19 protein-coding genes are annotated in these 24,340 nt (G+C 37.1%); 16 read left to right on the plus strand and 3 right to left on the minus strand.

The window, feature by feature from the left end; translation table 11 throughout:
- The 6 genes from HX062_RS03290 to HX062_RS03315 form a co-directional block, all read left to right on the plus strand.
- On the plus strand, nt 1-4,220 hold a 4,220-nt coding region (locus HX062_RS03290), incomplete at its 5' end, for a hypothetical protein (protein WP_286466397.1).
- A 28-nt stretch (nt 4,221-4,248) separates the two neighbouring features.
- On the plus strand, nt 4,249-6,738 hold the full coding sequence (locus HX062_RS03295; protein ID WP_286466399.1) for a phage tail-like protein: 2,490 nt from the start codon (nt 4,249-4,251) through the stop codon (nt 6,736-6,738).
- 60 nt (nt 6,739-6,798) lie between these two features.
- Complete coding sequence (locus HX062_RS03300) at nt 6,799-9,372, plus strand: phage tail-like protein (protein ID WP_286466400.1); 2,574 nt, start codon at nt 6,799-6,801, stop codon at nt 9,370-9,372.
- Between the two features lie 38 nt (nt 9,373-9,410).
- Nucleotides 9,411-10,718, plus strand: coding sequence for a T9SS type B sorting domain-containing protein (locus HX062_RS03305; RefSeq protein ID WP_182626200.1), 1,308 nt, complete (start codon nt 9,411-9,413; stop codon nt 10,716-10,718).
- Nucleotides 10,719-10,729: 11 nt separating this feature from the next.
- The gene (locus tag HX062_RS03310) at nt 10,730-11,662 is read left to right on the plus strand and encodes a PorP/SprF family type IX secretion system membrane protein (protein ID WP_182626199.1); all 933 of its coding nucleotides are present in this window, start codon (nt 10,730-10,732) and stop codon (nt 11,660-11,662) included.
- 12 nt (nt 11,663-11,674) lie between these two features.
- Nucleotides 11,675-13,624 (plus strand): OmpA family protein, encoded by a 1,950-nt coding sequence (locus tag HX062_RS03315; protein ID WP_430530239.1) that lies wholly within the window; start codon nt 11,675-11,677, stop codon nt 13,622-13,624.
- A 406-nt stretch (nt 13,625-14,030) separates the two neighbouring features.
- On the opposite strand, the gene HX062_RS03320 is transcribed toward HX062_RS03315, so the two are convergent.
- Nucleotides 14,031-14,660, minus strand: coding sequence for a class I SAM-dependent methyltransferase (locus HX062_RS03320; protein WP_182626197.1), 630 nt, complete (start codon nt 14,658-14,660; stop codon nt 14,031-14,033).
- Nucleotides 14,661-14,711: 51 nt separating this feature from the next.
- Nucleotides 14,712-15,212: a GNAT family N-acetyltransferase gene (locus HX062_RS03325; RefSeq protein WP_286466402.1), complete on the minus strand. Its 501-nt coding sequence runs from the start codon at nt 15,210-15,212 to the stop codon at nt 14,712-14,714.
- Between the two features lie 292 nt (nt 15,213-15,504).
- Between HX062_RS03325 and HX062_RS03330 the strand changes: the two genes are divergently transcribed.
- The 5 genes from HX062_RS03330 to HX062_RS03350 all read left to right on the plus strand — a co-directional run bounded on the left by HX062_RS03330 (nt 15,505) and on the right by HX062_RS03350 (nt 19,331).
- The gene (locus tag HX062_RS03330) at nt 15,505-15,960 is read left to right on the plus strand and encodes a hypothetical protein (RefSeq protein ID WP_286466403.1); all 456 of its coding nucleotides are present in this window, start codon (nt 15,505-15,507) and stop codon (nt 15,958-15,960) included.
- A gap of 287 nt (nt 15,961-16,247) precedes the next feature.
- The gene (gene rocD, locus HX062_RS03335; RefSeq protein WP_182626301.1) at nt 16,248-17,489 is read left to right on the plus strand and encodes an ornithine--oxo-acid transaminase; all 1,242 of its coding nucleotides are present in this window, start codon (nt 16,248-16,250) and stop codon (nt 17,487-17,489) included.
- Between the two features lie 58 nt (nt 17,490-17,547).
- Nucleotides 17,548-18,162: a bifunctional nicotinamidase/pyrazinamidase gene (pncA, locus tag HX062_RS03340; RefSeq protein ID WP_182626194.1), complete on the plus strand. Its 615-nt coding sequence runs from the start codon at nt 17,548-17,550 to the stop codon at nt 18,160-18,162.
- Nucleotides 18,163-18,705, plus strand: a complete 543-nt coding sequence (locus HX062_RS03345; RefSeq protein WP_286466405.1) for a hypothetical protein — start codon at nt 18,163-18,165, stop codon at nt 18,703-18,705.
- 44 nt (nt 18,706-18,749) lie between these two features.
- Nucleotides 18,750-19,331 carry a porin family protein gene (locus HX062_RS03350; RefSeq protein ID WP_182626192.1) on the plus strand — a complete coding sequence of 194 codons (582 nt, stop codon included), beginning with the start codon at nt 18,750-18,752 and terminating at the stop codon, nt 19,329-19,331.
- 91 nt (nt 19,332-19,422) lie between these two features.
- On the opposite strand, the gene HX062_RS03355 is transcribed toward HX062_RS03350, so the two are convergent.
- The gene (locus HX062_RS03355; RefSeq protein ID WP_286466407.1) at nt 19,423-20,085 is read right to left on the minus strand and encodes a thiamine diphosphokinase; all 663 of its coding nucleotides are present in this window, start codon (nt 20,083-20,085) and stop codon (nt 19,423-19,425) included.
- Between the two features lie 128 nt (nt 20,086-20,213).
- On the opposite strand from HX062_RS03355, the gene HX062_RS03360 reads away from it, so the two are divergent.
- The 5 genes from HX062_RS03360 to HX062_RS03380 all read left to right on the plus strand — a co-directional run bounded on the left by HX062_RS03360 (nt 20,214) and on the right by HX062_RS03380 (nt 24,146).
- Nucleotides 20,214-20,519, plus strand: a complete 306-nt coding sequence (locus HX062_RS03360; RefSeq protein ID WP_182626190.1) for a rhodanese-like domain-containing protein — start codon at nt 20,214-20,216, stop codon at nt 20,517-20,519.
- Between the two features lie 77 nt (nt 20,520-20,596).
- A complete protein-coding gene (locus tag HX062_RS03365) occupies nt 20,597-21,475 on the plus strand; it encodes a diacylglycerol/lipid kinase family protein (protein WP_286466408.1) in 879 nt (292 codons plus the stop codon).
- Between the two features lie 110 nt (nt 21,476-21,585).
- The gene (gene lpdA / locus HX062_RS03370) at nt 21,586-22,989 is read left to right on the plus strand and encodes a dihydrolipoyl dehydrogenase (RefSeq protein ID WP_182626188.1); all 1,404 of its coding nucleotides are present in this window, start codon (nt 21,586-21,588) and stop codon (nt 22,987-22,989) included.
- 119 nt (nt 22,990-23,108) lie between these two features.
- On the plus strand, nt 23,109-23,708 hold the full coding sequence (locus HX062_RS03375; protein WP_182626187.1) for a hypothetical protein: 600 nt from the start codon (nt 23,109-23,111) through the stop codon (nt 23,706-23,708).
- Between the two features lie 108 nt (nt 23,709-23,816).
- The gene (locus HX062_RS03380) at nt 23,817-24,146 is read left to right on the plus strand and encodes a hypothetical protein (protein WP_182626186.1); all 330 of its coding nucleotides are present in this window, start codon (nt 23,817-23,819) and stop codon (nt 24,144-24,146) included.
- The last annotated feature ends 194 nt before the right edge of the window (nt 24,147-24,340 follow it).

Consider the following 24,340-nt stretch of genomic DNA (forward strand, 5'->3'; position numbering starts at 1 on the left):
ACAGTACGTTCGTTACGAATTTGGTGGACAACCAAGAGTTTATTACCAAGTTAGGTGACAATATTGAGTTTATTGAGTACATTACAAATAATAATGAGTTCATTACCAATATCATTGAAGAATTAAAAGACGTTTATGGTAACGTAGGTTACGATACAGTAAACAACACTTTCTTCTACTACGATGACAATAAGCAACCGGTAGTAATTAGCTGGGATGCATTAGGGAATACAAAAATCAAATCGTTTGTAGCGACAGATGAATTCTTAACGATCACCGATACAGAAAACAATGTGTTTGCTGTGAAGATGGATGACTTAGGAAAAATCATCGCGAACAACGACGTATTTGTAACAGAACTTGTAGACAACCAGGAGTTTATTACCAAGTTAGGAAATAAGGTAGAGTTCATTGAGCAAATCACCAACAACAATGAGTTCATTGAGCAAATCACCAACAACAATGAGTTCATTACCAACATCATTGAAGAATTAAAAGACGTTTATGGAAACGTAGGTTACGATACAGTAAACAACACTTTCTTCTACTACGATGACAATAAGCAACCGGTAGTAATTAGCTGGGATGCATTAGGGAATACGAAAATCAAATCGTTTGTAGCGACAGATGAATTCTTAACGATTACCGATACAGAAAACAATGTGTTTGCTGTGAGTATGGATGACTTAGGAAAAATCATCGCGAACAACGACGTATTTGTAACAGAACTCGTAGACAACCAAGAGTTTATTACCAAGTTAGGAAATAAGGTAGAGTTCATTGAGCAAATCACCAACAACAATGAGTTCATTGAGCAAATCACCAACAACAATGAGTTCATTACCAACATCATTGAAGAATTAAAAGACGTTTATGGAAACGTAGGTTACGATACAGTAAACAACACTTTCTTCTACTACGATGAAAATAAGCAACCGGTAGTAATTAGCTGGGATGCATTAGGGAATACGAAAATCAAATCGTTTGTAGCGACAGATGAATTCTTAACGATTACCGATACAGAAAACAATGTGTTTGCTGTGAGTATGGATGACTTAGGAAAAATCATCGCGAACAACGATGTATTTGTAACAGAACTTGTAGACAACCAGGAGTTTATTACCAAGTTAGGAAATAAGGTAGAGTTCATTGAGCAAATCACCAACAACAATGAGTTCATTGAGCAAATCACCAACAACAATGAGTTCATTACCAACATCATTGAAGAATTAAAAGACGTTTATGGAAACGTAGGTTACGATACAGTAAACAACACTTTCTTCTACTACGATGAAAATAAGCAACCGGTAGTAATTAGCTGGGATGCATTAGGGAATACAAAAATCAAATCGTTTGTAGCGACAGATGAATTCTTAACGATTACCGATACAGAAAACAATGTGTTTGCTGTGAAGATGGATGACTTAGGAAAAATCATCGCGAACAACGACGTATTTGTAACAGAACTTGTAGACAACCAAGAGTTTATTACCAAGTTAGGAAATAAGGTAGAGTTCATTGAGCAAATCACCAACAACAATGAGTTCATTACCAACATCATTGAAGAATTAAAAGACGTTTATGGAAACGTAGGTTACGATACAGTAAACAACACTTTCTTCTACTACGATGACAATAAGCAACCGGTAGTAATTAGCTGGGATGCATTAGGAAATACAAAAATCAAATCGTTTGTAGCGACAGATGAATTCTTAACGATCACTGATACAGAAAACAATGTGTTCGCTGTGAAGATGGATGACTTAGGAAAAATCATCGCGAACAACGACGTATTTGTAACAGAACTCGTAGACAACCAAGAGTTTATTACCAAGTTAGGAAATAAGGTAGAGTTCATTGAGCAAATCACCAACAACAATGAGTTCATTACCAACATCATTGAAGAATTAAAAGACGTTTATGGAAACGTAGGTTACGATACAGTAAACAACACTTTCTTCTACTACGATGACAATAAGCAACCGGTAGTAATTAGCTGGGATGCATTAGGAAATACAAAAATCAAATCGTTCGTAGCAACAGATGAATTCTTAACGATCACCGATACAGAAAACAATGTGTTTGCTGTGAAGATGGATGACTTAGGAAAAATCATCGCGAACAACGACGTATTTGTAACAGAACTTGTAGACAACCAGGAGTTTATTACCAAGTTAGGAAATAAGGTAGAGTTCATTGAGCAAATCACCAACAACAATGAGTTCATTACCAACATCATTGAAGAATTAAAAGACGTTTATGGAAACGTAGGTTACGATACAGTAAACAACACTTTCTTCTACTACGATGACAATAAGCAACCGGTAGTAATTAGCTGGGATGCATTAGGGAATACAAAAATCAAATCGTTTGTAGCGACAGATGAATTCTTAACGATTACCGATACAGAAAACAATGTGTTTGCTGTGAAGATGGATGACTTAGGAAAAATCATCGCGAACAACGACGTATTTGTAACAGAACTTGTAGACAACCAAGAGTTTATTACCAAGTTAGGAAATAAGGTAGAGTTCATTGAGCAAATCACCAACAACAATGAGTTCATTACCAACATCATTGAAGAATTAAAAGACGTTTATGGAAACGTAGGTTACGATACAGTAAACAACACTTTCTTCTACTACGATGACAATAAGCAACCGGTAGTAATTAGCTGGGATGCATTAGGGAATACAAAAATCAAATCGTTTGTAGCGACAGATGAATTCTTAACGATTACCGATACAGAAAACAATGTGTTTGCTGTGAAGATGGATGACTTAGGAAAAATCATCGCGAACAACGACGTATTTGTAACAGAACTTGTAGACAACCAAGAGTTTATTACAAAACTTGGAAATAGTAATGAATTTAAAACGGTGATTAAGAATAATTCAGCACTAGCCAGTTTAAAGACGACGGATGCCAATCTGAATAAAGAAGAAGTAAAAGCAGGATTTGTATTCAATAATGGGCAAGATGCAATTGAGATAAAATTCGCTGAGACTCTAACAAAAATGGAAAAAGGAAGCAATCAAACGACAGGAATGATTGAGTACTATTTCGTTGATGAAACAGGAGAGCAAGATGATGTAGTATTGGAAATTACCCAAGATGTGATCACTGATTTTGAGAAAATTATCCAAGATCCTAAAGTAATAACGCTATTAAAAACTTTTATTTCATCATCTACTGGAGATGTTTCGGTTGTACGTGACGTAAATGATGATATTATCATTACTGCAGGGAATAATGAATTTAACCTGACTACCGAAATTCGAAGTAAGGAAACGAAAACGACATTAACCCCAGAGAAATACGATATGTATGTGTATTTGGATGAAGTGAATGGCGAATATTTAGAAGTACACGAAGAAACTGAACGCCCAGGAGAAACGTATTTGAGAACCTATGAGGCTACCAAGTATGTATATAAAAATGAGGCGAATGAAGATGTGGAAATTAAAGGGACAGAATTATTTGGATCAACGGGTAGTAATAGTTTAGAAACGATTACCTCATTAACCTTAGAAGATAATTATGCGGGTGTTGGTAAAGCCTTAGTTTTCCAAGACGAAGAAAAGTCGAAGAACCCAATTTATATCAAGGATATTTTTGAGCAGTCTGAAACCTTAACTCAGTTAGAAGCAAAATTAGATTCGCGCGAATTAATTTATACAGACGAGAATAAAAACGCAACTATTATTTCGTTCAATGAGCTTGTTCAAGAGCCTTGGCATACAGGTAATGGGGTGCAAGCAACTAAAAATGATCAAGATATCTATACCATGGGATGGGTAGGTATTGGTTATACTACCAAGTCAGCTGCACCAAACGAACGATTGCGTGTAAATGGTAGTATTACTGCTACAAATAGCTACTATGCGGATTATGTATTTGAAAACTATTTTGATGGGTTCTCTTCGTTGAAATATGACTATACATTTAATGATTTAACTACAGTAGATAGCTATATTAAAACAAATAGACATTTACCTGGAATTACACCAATTAGCGAATTGGAAAAAACTGAAACTGGGTATTCATTTAACGTATCAGAGTTATCCATTCAATTATTGGAAAAAACAGAAGAACTTTTCTTACACCTAATTGAACAGAAAAAAGAGTTAGATCAAAAAGCGGATGAAATTCAAGTATTGAAGAATGAAGTACAGGATTTAACTAAGCGATTAGAAGCACTTGAAGCGCTTTTAAAATAGATAATTGTATAAGTCAAAAATGATATTGATGAAAAAAAATAACTTGAAATCTATTCAATATATAGTATGGATGATGGTGGCTGTGTTTTGTACAATAGCCACCACCTTCGGACAAAATAATCCTCACACAACGAAGATTACGGATGGTTCGGTAGCCAATAGTGCTGTGACAGCAGCGCCTGCAACATTATTGGAATTAGAAAGTTCTACCAAAGGATTTTTACTTCCACGTATGACAACAGCAGAGCGAAATGCTATTAATATTACAGATGTAGAACGTGGAAATGGTTTAGTTATCTACAATACAGATACCGATTGTATCAATTATTACAGTAGAGAAGGGAATCGTTGGTTGAGCTTATGTGGAACATTACCTCCAGCTATTGCCGATTTAACTGATTGTAGTCGAATTGTCCTAAGTGCATCAGGCAATGATTACTTAGAACAAGGAAAGTTCTTAAAAGAAACTGATATTCTCTATGTACAATTGAATGTACAAGAAGCAGGTTCGTATCATATTACGGCTACACCAAACCCTGAAAATGGTTATTCTTTTAGCAAAAGTGGAAGTTTTAATGCAGCCGGGGTTTACACAATTGCCTTGGATGGTCTTGGTACACCACTTACAGGAAATGAAATTCAAGGGGATTTATTAACCTTTTCGGTGAACGGAAAAGTAAGTACAGTTTGTGCGAATACGCGTATCAAAGTAAAACCTTCGGATCTTAATTTTACGATTAATGAACCACAAAATAAAGTAGTTGCTTGGGATGCCTACATCGGAGTTCCTTTGAATGCAAACGACAATAAAGTCGTATTAGATGTTAATGTAACAAGAACAGGCTTCTGGAGAGTACAATCCAATACAACAAATGGAATGTCTTTTAGTGGTTCAGGTGAATTTACAAGTGAAGGATCACAATCAATTGAAGTAGTAGGGCAGGGAACACCCGTTGTTTCTACCTCAGCTGCAAATCCTGATGTGTTTACCTTCACAACGAATTCGATTAGTCATACCAATCCAACGAATGCCAAAGTGATGGTTCACGTAAAACCTGTCGCATTTAATTTAGTTTGTGATGATGCCAACAATCCTATTGAAATAAGAGGATCCTACCAAGAAGACACTCGATTATCTCAGGCAAATTCTATTTTGATTCCAGTAGAAGTTTTAGCACCAGGAACAACCTCTATTGAATTAAAAGGTCATTTTGTTACTGGAACGACAACAACACCAGTTAGTTTTAAAGCAAATAATGTAAACTTAGCCTTCAATGCAAATCGAAACAATATTCAGTTTGTAACCCTTTATCCGGAAGAAACAATGATTCCAAAGGGAACAACAGCAATTAAGTTTACCAACCTTACACCTGGAACAGCTGCAATTTGTGCAACATTCCCAGAAATTACTGTAGAAGTACAACCGATTCGCTACTCTATCTTGTGTAGCACAGTAAAAGTAAATGGAACTTACACAGTAGATTCAAATTTAGGAGGGAATCACTATATTGAAGTTCAAGTAAATGTAGATTATCCAGGTCCATATACAATTAGTACGAACGAAGTCAACGGTGTTAGTTTCAGTGCTTCAGGTACATTCAATGGACAAGGACAGCAAACAATTCGCTTAGTTCCAACTGGAAAATACACGGTAGGAGGAAATATAACTTACACCCTAACAACGAACAGTCAAGCGGGAACAACAACCTGTTCCGCTATGGTTTCTGTGCGATATAGAGAGATAGTTGTCCTGCGTTTAGGACATAAGAATTATGGACCATCAACGTCTAATGCCTATGCAGGTGGAGCAATCTTAAACAGCCGTGTTAATTTTGGACCAAATGGAACTGTAAAAGTAAACAACATCCGCATCCTAGATACCAAACTACAAGGTCAAAACTTGGGTAATTTTATTGAAGCAAACAAGGTAGATATCATTGTTAATGTTATTGGATACAACTCAACAGAGCAAACCAATCAAGTTCTCCTTCACTTCGTGAAAAACAAAAAAGGAGTGTTGATTGTTGGAGATGAGAATAGAGTACATTCGACGACGAAGAGCTTTATTGAGCAGTTAACAGCTAGTAGTGGAATTAACCACTCTAGTCGTTATACCATGCTAAACCCAGTATTAAACAGCGCAAGTAACGATCCTATTATCAACGGACCTTTCGGAAACTTGAGTGGAAAATACATAGGAAACGATGCTTCAAATGGATGGTATTACAGCAATCTACCAACTAGCCTTGTACCGTTGATCTCTAAAGACGGTGACGCATCTGAGGTTTGGGGACTTAAACACAGAGATTTAGGTTTTGCTTTCTTCGGAGATGGTGGATGGTTTGTAGGAACCTCTACAAGTACGCATACTTCTATTTGGCCTTCAAAATATTTAGCAGATGGTACACCAGTTGGAAAACCTTACTATAAAGGTAGTACGGTATACAATAGTGTGCTTTATGCAAACGTGATGGCGTGGGCTATCGACTATGTGAAAGAAAATAGACCTTCTAATTAATAGAGAAGAAGCTGAAACGTCTTAGTAGGTTTCAGCTTCTTTAATCAAAAAATAATGCATATGAATTTAGAAAAAAAACAATATAAATTATTGTATTATATATTCTTAGCCGTCTTTTTTTGTATCACTACAGCACAAGGGCAAAATACAAACAATAGAAATGGAATGAAATTATCTGACCTATCGGTTAGTGAGCCAGCTAGTGATGTATTACCTTTTAGTATTTTAGATCTAAGTTCGGTAGAAAAAGGTTTCTTGTTGCCTAAAATGACAACGAGCGAGCGTAGAAATATTCCCAAAGCGGATTTACAGCAAGGATTAATGATATATAATACGACCATCGACTGTATGGAGTTCTATAATGAATCTCGAGACAGATGGTTAAATCTATGTGGAGAAATTGAGCCTGCTACTTTTGTAATTCAGAATAGCAAATGTTCAACCATCCAAATAGAGGGGAATTATTTTGAAGGGGTGTTCTTAAAAGAGCGTTCGAATATGATTTTCCTTGAAGTCAGTGTGTCAACACCTGGTAGATATACTGTTGAAGCTACAGCTTATAACGGTACAGAACCCAATGGATATGCTTTTCAAGGCAGCGGTATCTTTCCTGATGCAGGGAATTACCACATCGTTTTAAGAGGATCAGGTACTCCCATAAAAGGGTATTTACGTGATGGAAATGGAGTACCAACAAGCTCAGGCGATGAGATTAAATTTGTATTAAACGGAAAGACTTCGAGCTGTGTAATCAACAATTTTGTTGAAAAAGAATCACTAAAATATAAGATTACCCATATTAATCCAGTAGGAAAGTTTTTTACTGGTGTCAACATGACTGATCCGAAAAGTGGAAACCTTGAAGCAACTATTTCAAATATTACGATGGGCGGAACGGTTGAAATCAATACGTTGGACAACAATGGAATTCGATTCTCAGGTAGACGTGCCTTAACGAATGCAGAAATTGCTGCCGGAACAGCCAAAATAATTTTAAGAGGTCAAGGAGCACCCGTTGTTCCAAGAAATACCCCTTTGAATTTCTTTACTAATTCACATGTTCAAGTTGAATTAGGACAATCGCCTGATTTTTATGACTATACTGTGCCAATTGAACCGCTGACTGTAGCGTTTTATTGTGCAAATGCTCAGTATCCAATCAGCCATGAAGGGGTATTTGAATACAACGTGAATCTAACGGCAGACCATAAAATACACGTTCCACTAAAAGTTAACGCTACTGGTCGTGGTGAACTAACAGGAACAGTTGAAATTGATGGTATAGGCTATGGAAATCAAACCGAAAAAATAGAATTTACTTCAGGGTTAATTGACTTTGTATTTAATAATTTACGCGATGATGTACAGAATGTTGTGCTAACACCTAAAGGTGGTACAGGTAAGCCAACGGTTAGCAATCGAAATATAACCGTAAAAATGAAGTTGATCTCTAAAGGAGCCCATGATTATGATGCTTCTTATCCACCTGAATTAACAGAATTGGATGGTTGTAACTACGATATTCCAGTGTCGGGTGCCCCGGTACAGTATGAAGTAGATTGGAGCAGAGCAAGAGTAATCGGAAAACTACGCCCTTATAAACCAACATTCTTGACAGGACCCAATCAAATTGAATTACCAGTTAAGGTTATCTTCCCTGGTGAGGCTGTGATTGAAACAACAAACCCTGTTAATGGTATTACGTATAAAGGAATTAGAACACTAACGGATGCCGAGGTTGGCCGTGAAGTAACTATGGTATTAACTGCGGCAGGTACCCCTCAAATTGCGGAACATTATACGATGGAACTTCTTGGAAATAGCGTTGGAAACGCAGAACAACGAGGAACTGTTGTAGTACCTGTACTGTATAGACCAATGGTGATTTTAGCTTCAGGAAGTAGTGCTGGTTTTAGAGTAGATGATGGTACGAAAGCAGGCTTATTTAAAAATCCAGCTTATTTTGGACCACATGGAATCGTTAAAGTGGAGAGTGTAACTGTAGTTTCAGGAAACCATAGCACTGCAAATAATTTTATTGCGGCTTTGAGAAATAATAAGGTCGATATTGTTATGGGGTCTTTAAATTTTGGTTTTGATCGAGACAAGAATAATGCATTATATGAATTCTTAGTAAACAAAAGAGGTGCTGCGATGATTGTAAACGAGTCGGATGGAGGTCATGCCGCTAATTTTATTAACCAATTAGCAGGAGGTGGAAATGCAAGCATTTCTTTGCAAAGTACATTCCATACGTTAGTTAATACAAACGATCCTTTACTTGTAGGACCATTTTTTGATGTTAGAGGAAGAATGCTTGGAGAAGATGTTTCGGGTAGAATAATTAATAATCTACCATCCTCTTATATTCGCTATGATGCCGATCCAACTAAATGTTGGGTTGTCCGACACAACCAACATGCCTTTGTCTATGTTGGAGATAGTGGATTCTTTAAACACACAGTCTTTGGAGCAAGTGGAAGTTCTTCAAATGCTACTTTTGCAACAGGGTCTGGGTCAAAAGGAAATAGTAGTGCAGCAACGTACAACAGCCACTTTACCATGAACTTCTTGGCTTGGGCAATTGATTATGTGCAGCGCAATACGGATGACCACTATTACGATCACCACTAATTGTCAAAACGATTGTAGAACCCCAAAAAAAAGAAAGCATGAATAAGAAAATAATATTTACTGCAGTAGCCTTCTGTTGTATTAGTATAACAACTTACAGTCAGGAACCTTCGTTGACCAGCAACGAAGGGGTCTTGTCTGTATCATCAGGAGATTTGGTCTCCTTTGAAGGTACCTTTGAAAATCAAGAATCTGGAGATGTAACCAATGATGGAACTGTAATTTACTTTCAACATTTTTTAAATGATGGATTATATGGTATTACAGAAAATCACAAAACCTCCACAACTATATTTACCGTTGATGGCCGTCCTAACGGAATCAAGCAATTACTTGGAGACGGAATTGCCTCTTTTTACAATGTACAGTTTGACAATCCCATTCAACAGGTGGCTTTTGATTTGAAGCAGAATATCGATATATACGGAACAGCCGATTTTCAATCTGGTATTATCAAAGTAGATCCCGAAAAGAATGCGGTTACTGGAGTTTCTCATGGAATGATCACATTTCAAAATGGCTCAACGACCTTGAATGTACGCGATGAAGCCCATGTGGATGGAGTGATTGAAAAGATTGGAAATGAGTCGTTTACTTATCCTAGTGGCGATCAAGGAAAATACCGCTATGCGCGTATTTCTGCACCTAAAGGAAGCAAAGATGCTTTTACTGGTGCATATACCTATGACGATCCTGCCTTTTTTGAGTCTCGTCCCAATAAAGTAGGGGTAATTAATACCCTAAATACCAAAGAATATTGGCTGATCGATAAAGGAGAAAATAATACTAGTGATGTGCTCTTAACCCTGAGTTGGAATGAGACAACCACCTCGCCCGAAGTATTGAAAACACCCGAAGCAAACTTGCACATTGTCCGTTGGGATGATAAAGCACAACTTTGGGTTGACGAAGGAGGGGTTGTGGATATGTCAACCAAAGAAGTAACCACTATAGCAACTGTAAAAGGCTATGGGTTTTTTACCCTTGCTACCGTGAAAGAGGATTGGGTTTTAGACGGAGATATCGTGATCTACAACTTAGTAACACCCGATGGTGATGGCAAGAACGATTACTTTATTATCGATAATATTAAGAACTATCCCAACAATAAGGTTGAAATTTTCAATCGTTGGGGATCACGGGTGTATGAAACCCGTGGGTATGACCCCAATGGCGATGGAAGCAGTAATGTTTTCCGTGGCTATTCTGAAGGAAAAGCAACCATTGATAAGGGAAGTAAGCTTCCAAGTGGTACGTACTATTACGTCATTACGTACGAATACACAGATGATAACGGAAGTCGCATGATCAAAAAAGCGGCCAACCTTCACTTGGAGAATAACTAAAACCGCAGGAGATGAAAAGAAATAACATAATACAAACCTTTATATTCGCTTGTTTGAGCGTATTTGGTATACAAGAAGTCTCAGCACAACAAGACCCCCAATATACACAATACATGTATAATCCGGCGGTAATCAACCCTGCTTATGCAGGGAGTGTGAGTAACTTACAAATTTTTGGACTCTACCGCACCCAGTGGGTTGGATTAGAAGGAGCCCCAAAAACGGCTCATCTATCCGTAACCACACCACTAACTGACAATGGTTTGGGGTTAGGTGTTCACTTTAAAAACGATCACCTCGGGGTAATGGATGAAAATAGTCTATCTATCGATTTAGCCTATACCGTGAATCTGAACTATCACTATAAGTTGGCCTTCGGATTAAAAGGAGGAGGAACGCTTCTAGATGTGGACTATGACAAGCTCCAAATTTACGATGGTACTGATCCTATTACGCAAGACAACATCAAAAATAAATTTTCAGGAAACATTGGCGCTGGAGTTTATCTATATTCAGATAAAGCCTATGTCGGTTTATCCGCTCCTATGATTTTGTCGAGTAATGTATACAACGAGAACGACTATAAAGTGATGAAAGAAAAAACGCATTTTTACTTGATGGGAGGCTATGTCTTTGATATCAATCCCGATATTCAATTCAAACCTGCCGCTTTAGTTAAGGTGATCACAGGCTCTCCTTTACAAGTAGACCTTACAGCAAACTTTTTGTTGTACAACAAATTTACAGTAGGAGCCGCTTACCGATGGGATGCTTCCGTTAGCGGATTAGCAGGATTCCAAATCACTGATGGACTGTTTGTTGGATATACGTATGATGCGGATACTAGTAAGTTAGGAAAGTATCACTCTGGATCCCATGAGATCTTTATGAAATTCGAATTATTTAGTAACAACAGAAGAAAAGTCGCTCCTCGATTTTTCTAAATACAAGCAATGATGGTAAAAAACATAACCAAAGGGATAGTACTTTGTTTCTTGTTCTCCAGCCTGATTAGCTTTGGACAAACAAGAAAAGAAAAAAAAGCAGATCGAAACTTCGATACGTACGCCTATGTAGAAGCTATTAGTTATTATGAAACAATGGTGGAACAAGGACATATAACGGCATCTATTTTGTGTAAATTGGGCGACTCCTATTACTACAACGGAAAATTTGTGGATGCCTATACATGGTACGATCAATTGTTTCAAGGGGTTTATGAAGACAAAGACCTTAGTGCTTTAAATAAAGAGTACTACTACCGCTATGCACAAACGCTCAAAGCAGTCAACCAACCCGCAAAAGCAGATGCCGTATTGAAAGAGTTCGCTGCTCTAGACGCTAATGACTCTCGAGCCCAGCGACTGATTTCACAAGGGGAATTAGTCCATCAAACCCTCGATTGTTCTCGTTTTACAATGCTCAACTTATCAACGAATAGTAAGTATTCTGATTATGGAGGAACGCTTCTGGGTAATCAATTGATTTTCACTTCTTCACGAGAGAGTGATGAAATGAAAAACAAAATACACAATTGGACCAATGAGCAATACACCAAATTATATGCAACAACCATTACCGATGAGGGTAGTTTTGAACCACCGGTATTGTTTGCCAAAGAAATTGCTTCAAGAGAGCTAAACATGGGATCAGCTATTTTTACTAAAGATGGCAATACGATGTATTTTACGAGCAACAATGGCTCAACTAAGGGAAGCAAACGCGCCCAATACAATGAAGACGAATCTTCTTTATTGAAGATTTACAAAGCAAAAAAACAAGGGGATGGCACATGGGGAGCAGTGGAAGAATTGCCTTTTAATTTAGACGGATACAATACCGCACATCCAGCCTTAACCCCCGATGAAAAGTGGATGTATTTTGTGTCTGATCGCCAAGGTAGTATAGGACAGTCGGATTTATTTCGCATTAGCCTCTTTGAATCTGGGCGTTTTGGCTTGGTTGAACACTTGGGCGATCAAGTGAATACCGCAGGACGAGAAACCTTTCCATTCATCTCTTCTGACTATACCTTGTACTTCTCAAGTGATGGTCATCCTGGATTTGGAGGATTGGACTTGTTTAAAGTGAAAATCAATCGCGATGGACAATTAGGAGTTCCTGCTAACCTAGGCCCTGACATCAACAGTAGCTTTGACGACTTTGGTCTATATATTGATGCTTCAACTAAAAAAGGCTTTGTGACCTCAAACAAAAATACAGGCTTAGGTAGTGATGATATCTACTTGTTTATAGAAAAACCATGTTTTCAAATTATTGATGGTGTAGTAACTGATCGCAATAACAAAATAGGACTCGAAGGGGTGGAAGTTGTGGTGTATGATCAGCGAAATAATATAGTAGAAAAAGTGTACACGGACGAACTAGGCTATTACAGCGCTGAGAAATTAAGCTGTGGTCACCACTATCGCATTCAGGTAGGGAAAAAGAAGTATTGGACGCAGGAGTTTACAGTAGATACCGATCGAAAAGCACAAACACGCCTAAATATTGAACTAGAATCGATGGAAAAAGGAGATGATGCATTCAAGAAATTGAAGTTAGCACCTATCCATTTTGATTTTGATTCGGCTGTGATTCGTCCTGATGCTCAAATTGAGCTGATGAAAGTGGTGAAAACCATGCTCGAAAACCCAAGTATGATAGTTGATGTTCGTTCACATACCGATAGTCGTGGAAATGATAACTACAATATGCAACTATCAGAACGTCGTGCAAAAGCAACCATGCAATGGATAATTAGTCAAGGAGTAGAAGCTAGCCGTTTATCAGGTAAAGGGTATGGCGAAAGTCAATTGATTAACAAGTGTAGCAATGGAGTGAAATGTACGAATGAAGAACACCAAGCAAATAGACGTAGTGAATTTATTATTTTAAACCTGTAAGTATTTTATATAAAACCTAACGTGATTGTAAGAAAAGGATTAGCCGGAAACGGTTAATCCTTTTTAATTGTTTAATTTATTGATTGTAAAGGTTTTACTTTTTTTGTAAAAATATAAGAGAAAATCTACTATTGAGATTTTTTGGTATGATACTTGATAATTAATAAATGAAGACTTTAAAAAATCAAACAAAAACAGCTTAGTTTGAATAAACATAACTAGCTATCAACAGAAGATCACCAATTTTTAGTAGCAAAAGTAAAAATAGTCGCAGTGCGATTTTTTTACCTAGATTTCATAGTTTTTTTTATTGTTCTCGCTGTTTGTACCCAAGCAGCATTTGTAAGAGGAGTAGTTCTATTGAGTTACTCCTTTTACTTGTGCAGTAAAATGAGGATACAACTGTTTAGTTCCGGTTTCTCGATGCTAAAACAATGAAGCGCTCTGAAAGTTTAAGTATTTCAAAGTCAAATTGCTGAGCGATATAGGCAATTGTCTGAGGGGTATAAATAAAAACATGGGTTTCATCTTTTCGGTAATACCAGGAGTTAAAGGGCACTTGTTCCTGATAAAGGTGCGTCATAATAAGGAGTAAGCCACCGGGTTTCAACAGTGATTTGAGGTGGGCAATTTCCTTTGCAGGTTGATAAAAATGTTCAAATACTTCACAGCTAAAAATATAGTCATATACAGCATGCGCATACGACTGATCAGGGTAAAAATAAGGGTCGTATAAATTTACATGATAGCCGCGATCCACTAATTGCTTCGTGATCACTGGACCTTTACCACAGCCAAAATCCAATCCCAAGGTGTCTGTTGAAAACCGGTGGAGAATCTCATTGGTAATAGGAGAAGTGAATTTTTGATACCCCAAGTCATTGACGTCGTTGTTGTGAAATTCGTAATGCTGTTTTTCCTGAGCTTCAGAAAAGTAGTATGCAACATCTTTGACGTAGGCATAACACCTACTGCATTGATAGTAATGGGAATCAATTTGATGCGTCAGCGGACTTTGACATAGTATACAGTTCATGATAGAAAGACGTTTAGGCGTTTAAAAGGCGAAGATAAGGAGGATTTGGCGCTATTCCTCCCATAGATTTAATTGGTATACATTCAATAGTTCCCCAGCGGGCTTGATGACTTCAACAAAGGAAAAGCCCAAGCGCATCAACAATTTGATTGAACTTTTATTTTCAGGTAAAGTTGCGGCATACAGCAGCACATGGGTTCCCTCTTTTTTTAGTTGTTCAACCACCGCATGAGCCGCTTCATAGGCATACCCTTTGTTCATATAATGCGGTAAAAAGGCAAAGCCAAGATCATGTGCTTTCAAATACTCTCGTTTGATCAAAGAAATAGTGCCTATTGGCTTTTGGTCCATTTTTAGGTGTACCGTCCAGTAGCTTGTCTGAGGGTTATCTAGGATAGCCTGAATGTAATTCTGAGCATCTAATGTGCTGTATATGTTTCGATTCCCTATATAGGTCAACCAAGTGGGTGTGTTGACAAGTTCAAGGTAAAAATCAGTATCACAATAGTCAATCTTTGTCAAAAGCAAGCGCTGAGTTTGTATATTTTCCATGAGGTAATGTGTTATTCTTTTGAAGGGGGAGCTCTGTTTTTTTTGTAAAGAACTAATGTGTTTGTTGTAGGATGTGTTAAAAGAATAAATTTAGTGTTTTTTAATTTAGTATAAATTATAACATTAAGTTTTTATCTCCAATACTAAATATAATTTAAAGCTTTGTAAACGCTAGTGTTCAGCTATATAAGGAGGGTGTTGTCTTCATAAAATTAACAAATAAGAAAAAAAGCGATGCTGTTAATGTTTAAAAATAGTTGTAATTTGCACAGGCAAAACAATGAAAAAAACAATGAAAAAGAATACAGGTCTAATCGTAGCCTTGCTGTGTTTGATTTCCTTTAATTTGAAAGCGCAAATTTTGGAGATTTACAGCAATAATAAAGCCCAAGAGTATTTAGGATGTCTTAATTGTCCTTCTGAAAATAAAAATTCCGTGTGGAATTCATATGGTATCTACGGAAATGAGTACAATAAAAAGTCTATTTGGAATAAATATGGCGTTTATGGAGATGAAAAAAGCAATTTTTCTCCTTGGAACCAGCATGCCGAAAAACCACCTATTATTAAAAAAGGAGGCGAGTTTTACGGCTATTTTACGCTTAACGAAGTTATGGGACAACGCGTAGAAGTTAAACTAACGCGAATGCTATATGACTACTATATCGAGGTAAAAGAAGATCCAACCAAATGGGTTGAAATTGAGCAGCAGTTAAAAAGCAAAGAACAAGAGCAAAAAAGTAAATAAAAACAAAAATATAAAAGGGGAGTAAAAGTAATTTTATTCCCCTTTTTGTTTCAACGAAGAATTGTGATTTTGATATAAAAAACAAAAATTGTATCGTTTTAGTGTAAAAAATAAGGAGATAGTCTAGAAGGAAAATTGGTTTTATCGGTATAGATAGAAAATACCGAAAACGAATAGCCTCCGGTTTTTGTGCAAATGGAGGGAATAGAGTAGAGGAGAACAAAGGTATTTTCGAATTATTTACATAAAAAGCAGTAAATTGCAGGTAAATTAAAACAGATAGTATGATGTCAGAAAAAATAACTTCAGAACAAGCGATTGCATTAGAAGATAAACACGGAGCACACAATTACCATCCCTTACCTGTTGTACTTACAAAAGGAGAAGGTGTTTATGTTTGGGACGTTGAAGGTAAAAAATATTATGACTTTTTATCTGCATATTCAGCAGTGAATCAGGGACATTGTCACCCGAAAATTGTTGAAGCAATGACAAAACAAGCCAATACATTGATGTTGACTTCTCGTGCTTTTTACAACGATCAATTGGGCGTTTACGAGAAAAAAATTACTGAATTGATGGGGTACGACAAAGTATTGCCAATGAATTCAGGGGCTGAAGCTGTAGAAACAGCTTTGAAAGTTTGTCGTAAATGGGCCTATGAGAAAAAGGGAATCGCTGAAAATCAAGCTAAAATAATCGTTTGTGAAAATAACTTCCATGGACGAACAACTACGATTATCTCTTTTTCAAATGACGAAGAGGCAAGAAATAACTACGGACCTTATACTGAAGGTTTTATACGCGTAGCTTATGATAATATCGATGCCTTGCGCGCAATATTAGAACAAGATAGCGCAAATATCGCTGGATTCTTAGTAGAACCAATCCAAGGAGAAGCTGGAGTATACGTGCCTAAAGCGGGCTACCTTGCCGAAGCAAAATTACTTTGTGAACAACACAATGTATTGTTTATTGCAGATGAGGTTCAAACAGGTATCGCGCGTACTGGAAAAATGTTGGCTATTCAACACGAAAATGTAAAAGCAGATATCCTGGTATTAGGAAAAGCTTTGTCTGGGGGAGCTTACCCAATTTCCGCTGTCCTTGCAGATGATGAAATTATGAACGTAATCAAACCAGGTCAACACGGATCTACTTTTGGAGGAAATCCCATGGCAGCAGCAATCGCTATTGCAGCCCTTGATGTTGTCTTAGACGAACAATTAGCAGCGAATGCAGAACGCTTAGGACATTTGTTTAGAGCTGAATTGGACAAGTACATTCAAACAAGCAATATCTGTTCACTCGTTCGCGGAAAAGGATTGTTAAACGCTATTCTTATTAACGATACGGAAGAAAGTGATACCGCTTGGAATATTTGTTTGAAGTTGAGAGATAATGGATTATTGGCTAAACCAACTCACGGTAATATTATCCGATTCGCACCGCCTTTAGTTATGACGGAAGAGCAATTGTTAGAATGTGTTTCTATCATCACTCAAACATTAAAAGAATTCGAAAAATAAACGAATAATCTTATATTATTCCTTTATTCTTTATTATTTCAAATAAAATGAGTAACTTATGACGGCTTTATTAGTTGTTGATTTGCAATATGATTTTTTGCCAGATGGAGCGTTGGCTGTCCAAGAGGGGGATTTAATTATTCCAAAAATCAATGCCATTCAAGATCGCTTTGATTTGATCGTTGCAACCCAAGATTGGCATCCCTTGGACCACCAGAGTTTTGCCTCTCAGCATCAAGGGAAAAATCCATATGATGAGATTGAACTACAAGGACAACCTCAAGTATTATGGCCAGATCACTGTGTGCAGGGAACAACAGGTGCTGCTTTTAGCAACGCTTGGAATAGTGCTAAAGTAGCTGCCATTTTCAGAAAGGGTATGAACAAGCAAATAGACTCCTATAGTGGGTTCTACGACAACAATAAAGTTGATTCTACAGGCCTTTTGGGTTACTTGAATGAACAACAAGTTACCGAGGTTTACGTCTGTGGATTAGCGGCTGAGTTTTGCGTGTTTTACACAGCAAGAGATGCACAAAAGGCGGGGTTTAAAACGTATTTTTTAGATTTTGCAACCAAGCCAATCTCTCCTGTGGGGCTAGAACAAGCCAAAGCCGAAATGATACAACAGGGGATTGTTGTGGTACAAACCCCAGATGAATTAAACGTCTAAATGAAAAAATACAACGCAGGGAATTTTTTTAAGCACACCTATTGCGAATGGACCGAAGTGCCCTTAACCGCAATTGCTCAAAAAACGCCCAATTACAAAAGCGAAAAAGGCAGCTGTTATTTTTTTAGCGAGGAAGGAATTTTTCGCTATGCAAACCATTGGGGAAGGGTAGCTAATTGTAGATGGAAATTAATTTCAGATCGAAAAGCAAACCAAGGATTCTGTGTCGGTTACGCTTCCTGGTCTAGCTTTTTTCCCAATGATGAAAAAGAAAACAACTATGTTATAAGTGTTAATTTTTTATTAAAAGAAGTGACCTTTAAACATTATGCTAGTCTTAAGGACAGCGATGCCTGTCGTAGAAATGCAAATGATACAGCAAAGCGCATTGTTGAAATTAAAAAAGTTCTTCTTGCAGATGATTGGTATAAATATATTACCCATCCCGATCAAGAAGAAGTTAGAAGATATTTAATTAACGGTCTGGTTAATACGAATAAGAGCTTGTTAGAATTGAAACGAAATTTTTTATCGAGCCAGTAAACCAGGAAGTTAAAAAAATAGGTATAATTAAAAAGCAAAAAACGATGAAAAAGATTACATTGATTACAGCGTTATTGTTAGCAGGTATGACCGTAGCACACGCACAAAAAGGTAAATTAGTAGAAACACCAAAGTTATCTGAGAAAGTGGGTACTACTCCGATCAAGAAAGGAAACTGGATTGTAGGGGGAGCTTTAGGTTCTACAGGGTATAGCTTTGAAGACGAGAGTTTTAATATCAATATTTCACCAAGAGCTGGATACTTCATCTCTGATGGTATTGCAGTAGGACTTGAGTTAGGCACTGGATTAACTACACATAAGGGAACTGAAAACGATTGGAACTACAAAGTAATGCCTTTTGTTCGCTATTACTTCCCAGAAGGAGCTAGTGAAACAGGACGCTTCTTCGGACAAGGTGCAATTGGAGTTTCTGGTACAGATGGAGCTACAAGTGATACTTCTTTCGCCTTCGCTATCAATGCAGGATATTCTCACTTTGTAAGCCGTAACGTGGCTTTAGAAGCAATCGTAGGATATAACTACAGTAAATCAAATCAAGCAAACGCTACCGCTCAAAATGGATTAGGTATTGCATTTGGTTTCCAAATTTTCTTAGGAAAATAAGAAGTAAATTATAGAATAATAAAAAGGACTGATTGCGAAATCAGTCCTTTTTTTATGGTTATTTCTTTGCGGTTTTCTCTTAGTCGACCGTTCAATCTGTACATTCCATCAACAATAAATCTCCTGATTCATAAGTGATGGTAACCAAACCATCTGTAGCAACACTATTGCTGGAACCTGTTCGTACACCCAGTACTAAATCTTCCTTTTGCAAGGGGTAATTTAGATTGGTTGTCGTAATTCCCCTAGCTGTGCCAACGGGAATCAGCGAGAGAATAGTGTCTTTTGTATACCATTTCTTATAGGTAGCTGGTAATCTAAAAATTTTAGAATAATCATCGAGGATGACAATTTTCATTGTATCCCGGTATTTTACTAAAGTAGTAATATTCGTAAAGGTATGATCGGCGCGTTTACCTGTTGCCCAAATAACATTAGCGGCTTTAATTCCTCTTTTAAGTAAAAAATTAAGCGCTTTTTCCAAGTCGGTATTTTCTTGATTGGGATCGTGAATAACCTCTAAAGGGTACTGCATGGCTAAATAGGGTGCAGGATCAAAATTCCTGTCAAAATCTCCAATAAGGACATCTACTTTGATGTTTAAGGCCAGGACGCGTTTTATTGCTTCGTCTAGTACGACAATATAAGGAGACCATTCTAGTAATTGGTCCATTAACTCTTGACTACAAGCCGCGCCATTAGCAATTATTAAAGCGGGTTCTTGATCATCGCGAACGATGTGGTGTGATGACATAAATTACTTTTGCGTTTGAGTAAACAAAGTAAAACAATAAATCCTACTAATAGTCTTTTTTTAACCCCAAATACTAGATAAAACACAAAATAACTTTATCTTTGAAGCTATTCTTAGAATTAAAAAAAATGGATTTAACACAAGAACAATGGTGGGAACAATATCAGCAAGATGAAAATGCTGTTATCTTAGATGTTCGCACCGATGAAGAAGTGGAGGAAGCAGCAATACCTCATGCAATTAATATTGATATCTATTTAGGACAAGGTTTTTTAGATGCAGTTGAACAACTGGACAAGTCAAAAAACTACTACGTATATTGCAAAGCAGGAGGAAGAAGTCACCAAGCGTGTATGCTAATGAACCAACTTGGATTTGAAAATACCTTCAATTTAGTAGGAGGAATCACAGCTTGGGAAGGACCAACGGTATAAAAAGTCAACGTTAGTTGGCTTTTTTGTTACAGTAAAAGACCACTGGATTTGATTCTTTAACCCCTTATTGCCCGTATATGACGCACATTCACTTCATCGTAAACCCCATTTCAGGTAAAGGAAAACACGACCTGACGGAGTCTTATATAAAAACTTTTTTTCCTGCAACACAATACGAAGTTACCGTGCATTTAACCCAGCGAAAAAGACATGCAATTGAATTGACTAAGCTCGCGTTAGACCAAGGAGCCTCCATTATTGTTGCTTGTGGGGGAGATGGAACTATTCACGAAGTTGCAACCGAATTAGTTGGAAAGTCCGTGCGGTTTGGTATCGTACCAGTCGGATCGGGAAATGGATTAGCCTCTAATTTGTCTATTCCGAAGGAGATAGACAAAGCCTTGGAGTTAATCCGAAAACAAAAGGTGATCGCTATGGATGTTGGGTCCTTAAATGGGGCGTATTTCTTTAGCAATATGGGATTCGGAATTGACGCGACAATTATTGAACAGTACGAAAAATCAGGCAAGCGAAAATTGGGATCCTATATTCGCGCTGCATTGAATTCGGCTCAACAATACAAAGCCAAGCAAATGCGCGTTACCTATAACGGACATACCAAAAACGTCAATCCGTTGCTGCTATTTATTTCCAATTCAAATGAAATGGGATATAGCATGAGTCTAACGCCAAAAGCAAGTTTGACGGACGGTTTATTGGACTATTTAATGGTACCTAAAATAGGTATTTTAAAACAATTGACCTTTGGCTTATATGTTCTGCTGAAAAAAACAGAAAAATTTAGACGTACTGATTATGTACAAACTTCCAAAATAGAGGTGGAAATTTTGAATAGCCCTAAAAATGGCGTTCAAATTGATGGGGAGTATTACGAATATGATACCCATCTTTTTACTATCGAAGTCATCCAAAAGAGCTTACAAGTTATTTGCTAACATAAAATTCGCCTTTTTGGCACAAAAACAACACGAAATCGTGTAAAGAGTTACTTTAGAAAAGCGTACATTTGTACATCGTTTATAAACATCAAAAAGTTAAAAAAAATATGAATTCATTTGACGTAGTTGTAATTGGTTCAGGGCCTGGTGGATATGTAGCTGCAATCCGTTGCGCCCAATTAGGTTTTAAAACTGCAATCGTAGAAAAATATGCAACATTGGGAGGAACTTGCTTAAACGTAGGTTGTATTCCATCGAAAGCATTATTGGCATCGTCTCACATGGTGGAGGAGGTGAAACACTTTGCAGAGCACGGTATTGAAATCCCTGGTGATGTAAAAGTGGATTTAGCTAAGATGATTGAACGCAAGCAAGCAGTTGTAGATCAAACTTGTTCAGGGGTAAAATTCTTAATGGATAAGAATAAAATTACCGTATTTGAAGGCGTGGGATCATTTGAAAATGCAACTACAATTAATGTAACAAAAAATGATGGTTCTGTTGAGCAGTTTGAAGCAAAACACACCATTATTGCTACGGGATCTAAACCGTCAACTTTGCCATTTATCCAATTGGATAAAGAACGTATCATTACCTCAACTGAAGCATTAAAACTTCCTGAAGTACCTAAACACTTAATCATCATTGGTGGTGGTGTAATTGGATTGGAATTAGGTCAAGTTTACATGAGATTAGGAGCACAAGTTTCTGTTGTTGAGTTCGCTGATCGTATCCTTCCTACAATGGATGGAGCTGTTTCAAAAGAATTGACGAAAGTACTAAAGAAACAAGGAATGAAATTCTATACGTCTCACAAAGTACAAGGTGTTGTACGCGAAGGAGATGTAGTAAAAGTTTCTGCCGAAGATAAAAAAGGTGAAATCGTTACATTAGAAGGAGATTACACTTTAGTAGCTGTAGGTCGTCGTCCATATACAGACGGGTTACAAGCGGATAAAGCAGGTGTGAAGGTGACAGAAAGAGGACAAATCGAAGTAAATGATCACTTACAAACAACAGCTTCTAATATTTATGCTATTGGTGACGTAGTTCGCGGTGCGATGTTGGCACACAAAGCAGAAGAAGAAGGTGTTCTAGTAGCTGAATATTTAGCTGGACAAAGACCGCATATCAACTATAACTTGATTCCAGGTGTTGTATATACTTGGCCAGAAGTTGCTGCTGTCGGAAAAACAGAAGAACAATTGAAAGCAGAGGGAGTAGCGTACAAAGTAGGTAGCTTCCCATTCAGAGCTTTAGGACGTTCTCGTGCTAGCGGGGACTTAGACGGGTTAGTGAAAATCATCGCAGACCAAAATACAGATGAAGTATTGGGAATCCACATGGTGGGAGCTCGTGCTGCAGACTTAATTGCAGAAGCGGTTACAGCAATGGAATTTAGAGCGTCTGCAGAAGATATCTCAAGAATGTCTCACGCACACCCTACGTTTGCTGAAGCAATCAAAGAAGCTGCTTTGGCCGCTACAGAGAATCGCGCATTACACGTATAAGTATTTTTAATAGATATATGTTAAAAAAGGAGTCTAAATGAATATTTAGACTCCTTTTTAGTTGTTGTGCTATAAAAAACAATATATTTGTTTTCCTAATTTATATAAATATAAACAAAATGAAAAAAGTATTGGCTCTGTTATCTGGCGCAATTGTTCTAGTTGCTTGTTCTAGCGATGATAGCTCTTCTAGTTCTGTAGATCCTATTTTTTCTCAACCATATACCGAATTGGCAAGTTTGGATGAATTAGTAGGAGGAAAGTATGCCTATGTTGGAAATAAGATTGGCGATAGAAAGGTAGGGCTAGTTCATGAAACAAATGAGTGTAAGACTAAAGATTATTTAGTGGCACACCGTACAGGAGCAGTTTTAGATTCCCTATCATACAATAATTATGGTAGAAATGTAAGCGGCAATAGCGAAACTTGTATGAGTATTTTCGAGTTTCCAAGAATCGTTAGAAATATGGAATTAAAATCCTCAGGTCAACTAAAAGCAGATGTAACAGATGATTATATCGAAGTTACAACAAGAGACATAGTAGATAAAGATGGAAATATTGAAGTTGAGATAATTAAAACAAGAAAAAGAAAAACACATTATCCAGGTACTTTAGAAATCGGTTTCCAAGCAGGTTACCTGCGTATTGAGGATCATTTGTCAAATTACAAAAGATTAAATGGTGAGAAGGTCTACCTTTACTTTAAAAAGATGTAAGATCAACTAAAATTATATAAAGCTTCTATTTTTACTAGAAGCTTTTTTTATTTCAAGGAATTTCGTCAATTGTTTTATAACTTTGTGTTTTAACTAAGAATAAAGATTATGGATATAAAGACATTGATTCATCACAACCTGGATGAATTATTGTATTTAGCAGATAAAAAAGGAGTCTTAAATACAGATTTGGTGGTGAAAATTGGTGCTTTTGTTGGTGCAGCTGTACTAAGAGGACGATATGCAGATAAAAAAAAAGTAACCGAAGCCGAAATTAACGGTGTTTTTGGTATCGTTGGCGATTTCTGTAAGCTGAGCTTTGGACGCAGTTATACCAAAGTACACTTTAAGAAAATGACTGCCCTAGCCTTAGCCTTGATACAAGAACCTACATTCGATACCGATGTAGAAACTTTCATTAGAGAATTACAGGAATAAATCTAAAAAAAGAATAGCCATTATAGAGGATAACCACAAAGGGGTTATCCTTTTTTTATGGCAAATTTTTCTGTCAGTGTTGCGCTATAGCTGTAAAAACGTTAAATTATTGCACATCGTTCAAATCGAAACAACTGCCTTCAAACGATGGTGTTAATAGGTTTGTTATATAATTCATAAAGAAATATCTTGTA

The organism is Myroides sp. DF42-4-2, assembly GCF_030326445.1.
In the GTDB taxonomy this organism is placed as follows: domain Bacteria; phylum Bacteroidota; class Bacteroidia; order Flavobacteriales; family Flavobacteriaceae; genus Flavobacterium.

Coding starts and splice junctions, on each gene's coding strand:
- lpdA (WP_182626188.1), top strand. CDS start 21,586: ATGAATTCATTTGACGTAGTTGTAATTGGTTCAGGGCCTGGTGGATAT.
- HX062_RS03350 (WP_182626192.1), top strand. CDS start 18,750: ATGAAAAAGATTACATTGATTACAGCGTTATTGTTAGCAGGTATGACC.
- HX062_RS03295 (WP_286466399.1), top strand. CDS start 4,249: ATGAAAAAAAATAACTTGAAATCTATTCAATATATAGTATGGATGATG.
- HX062_RS03305 (WP_182626200.1), top strand. CDS start 9,411: ATGAATAAGAAAATAATATTTACTGCAGTAGCCTTCTGTTGTATTAGT.
- HX062_RS03330 (WP_286466403.1), top strand. CDS start 15,505: ATGAAAAAGAATACAGGTCTAATCGTAGCCTTGCTGTGTTTGATTTCC.
- HX062_RS03380 (WP_182626186.1), top strand. CDS start 23,817: ATGGATATAAAGACATTGATTCATCACAACCTGGATGAATTATTGTAT.
- HX062_RS03360 (WP_182626190.1), top strand. CDS start 20,214: ATGGATTTAACACAAGAACAATGGTGGGAACAATATCAGCAAGATGAA.
- HX062_RS03375 (WP_182626187.1), top strand. CDS start 23,109: ATGAAAAAAGTATTGGCTCTGTTATCTGGCGCAATTGTTCTAGTTGCT.
- HX062_RS03310 (WP_182626199.1), top strand. CDS start 10,730: ATGAAAAGAAATAACATAATACAAACCTTTATATTCGCTTGTTTGAGC.
- HX062_RS03300 (WP_286466400.1), top strand. CDS start 6,799: ATGAATTTAGAAAAAAAACAATATAAATTATTGTATTATATATTCTTA.
- pncA (WP_182626194.1), top strand. CDS start 17,548: ATGACGGCTTTATTAGTTGTTGATTTGCAATATGATTTTTTGCCAGAT.
- rocD (WP_182626301.1), top strand. CDS start 16,248: ATGTCAGAAAAAATAACTTCAGAACAAGCGATTGCATTAGAAGATAAA.
- HX062_RS03355 (WP_286466407.1), bottom strand. CDS start 20,085: ATGTCATCACACCACATCGTTCGCGATGATCAAGAACCCGCTTTAATA.
- HX062_RS03325 (WP_286466402.1), bottom strand. CDS start 15,212: ATGGAAAATATACAAACTCAGCGCTTGCTTTTGACAAAGATTGACTAT.
- HX062_RS03315 (WP_430530239.1), top strand. CDS start 11,675: ATGGTAAAAAACATAACCAAAGGGATAGTACTTTGTTTCTTGTTCTCC.
- HX062_RS03320 (WP_182626197.1), bottom strand. CDS start 14,660: ATGAACTGTATACTATGTCAAAGTCCGCTGACGCATCAAATTGATTCC.
- HX062_RS03345 (WP_286466405.1), top strand. CDS start 18,163: ATGAAAAAATACAACGCAGGGAATTTTTTTAAGCACACCTATTGCGAA.
- HX062_RS03365 (WP_286466408.1), top strand. CDS start 20,597: ATGACGCACATTCACTTCATCGTAAACCCCATTTCAGGTAAAGGAAAA.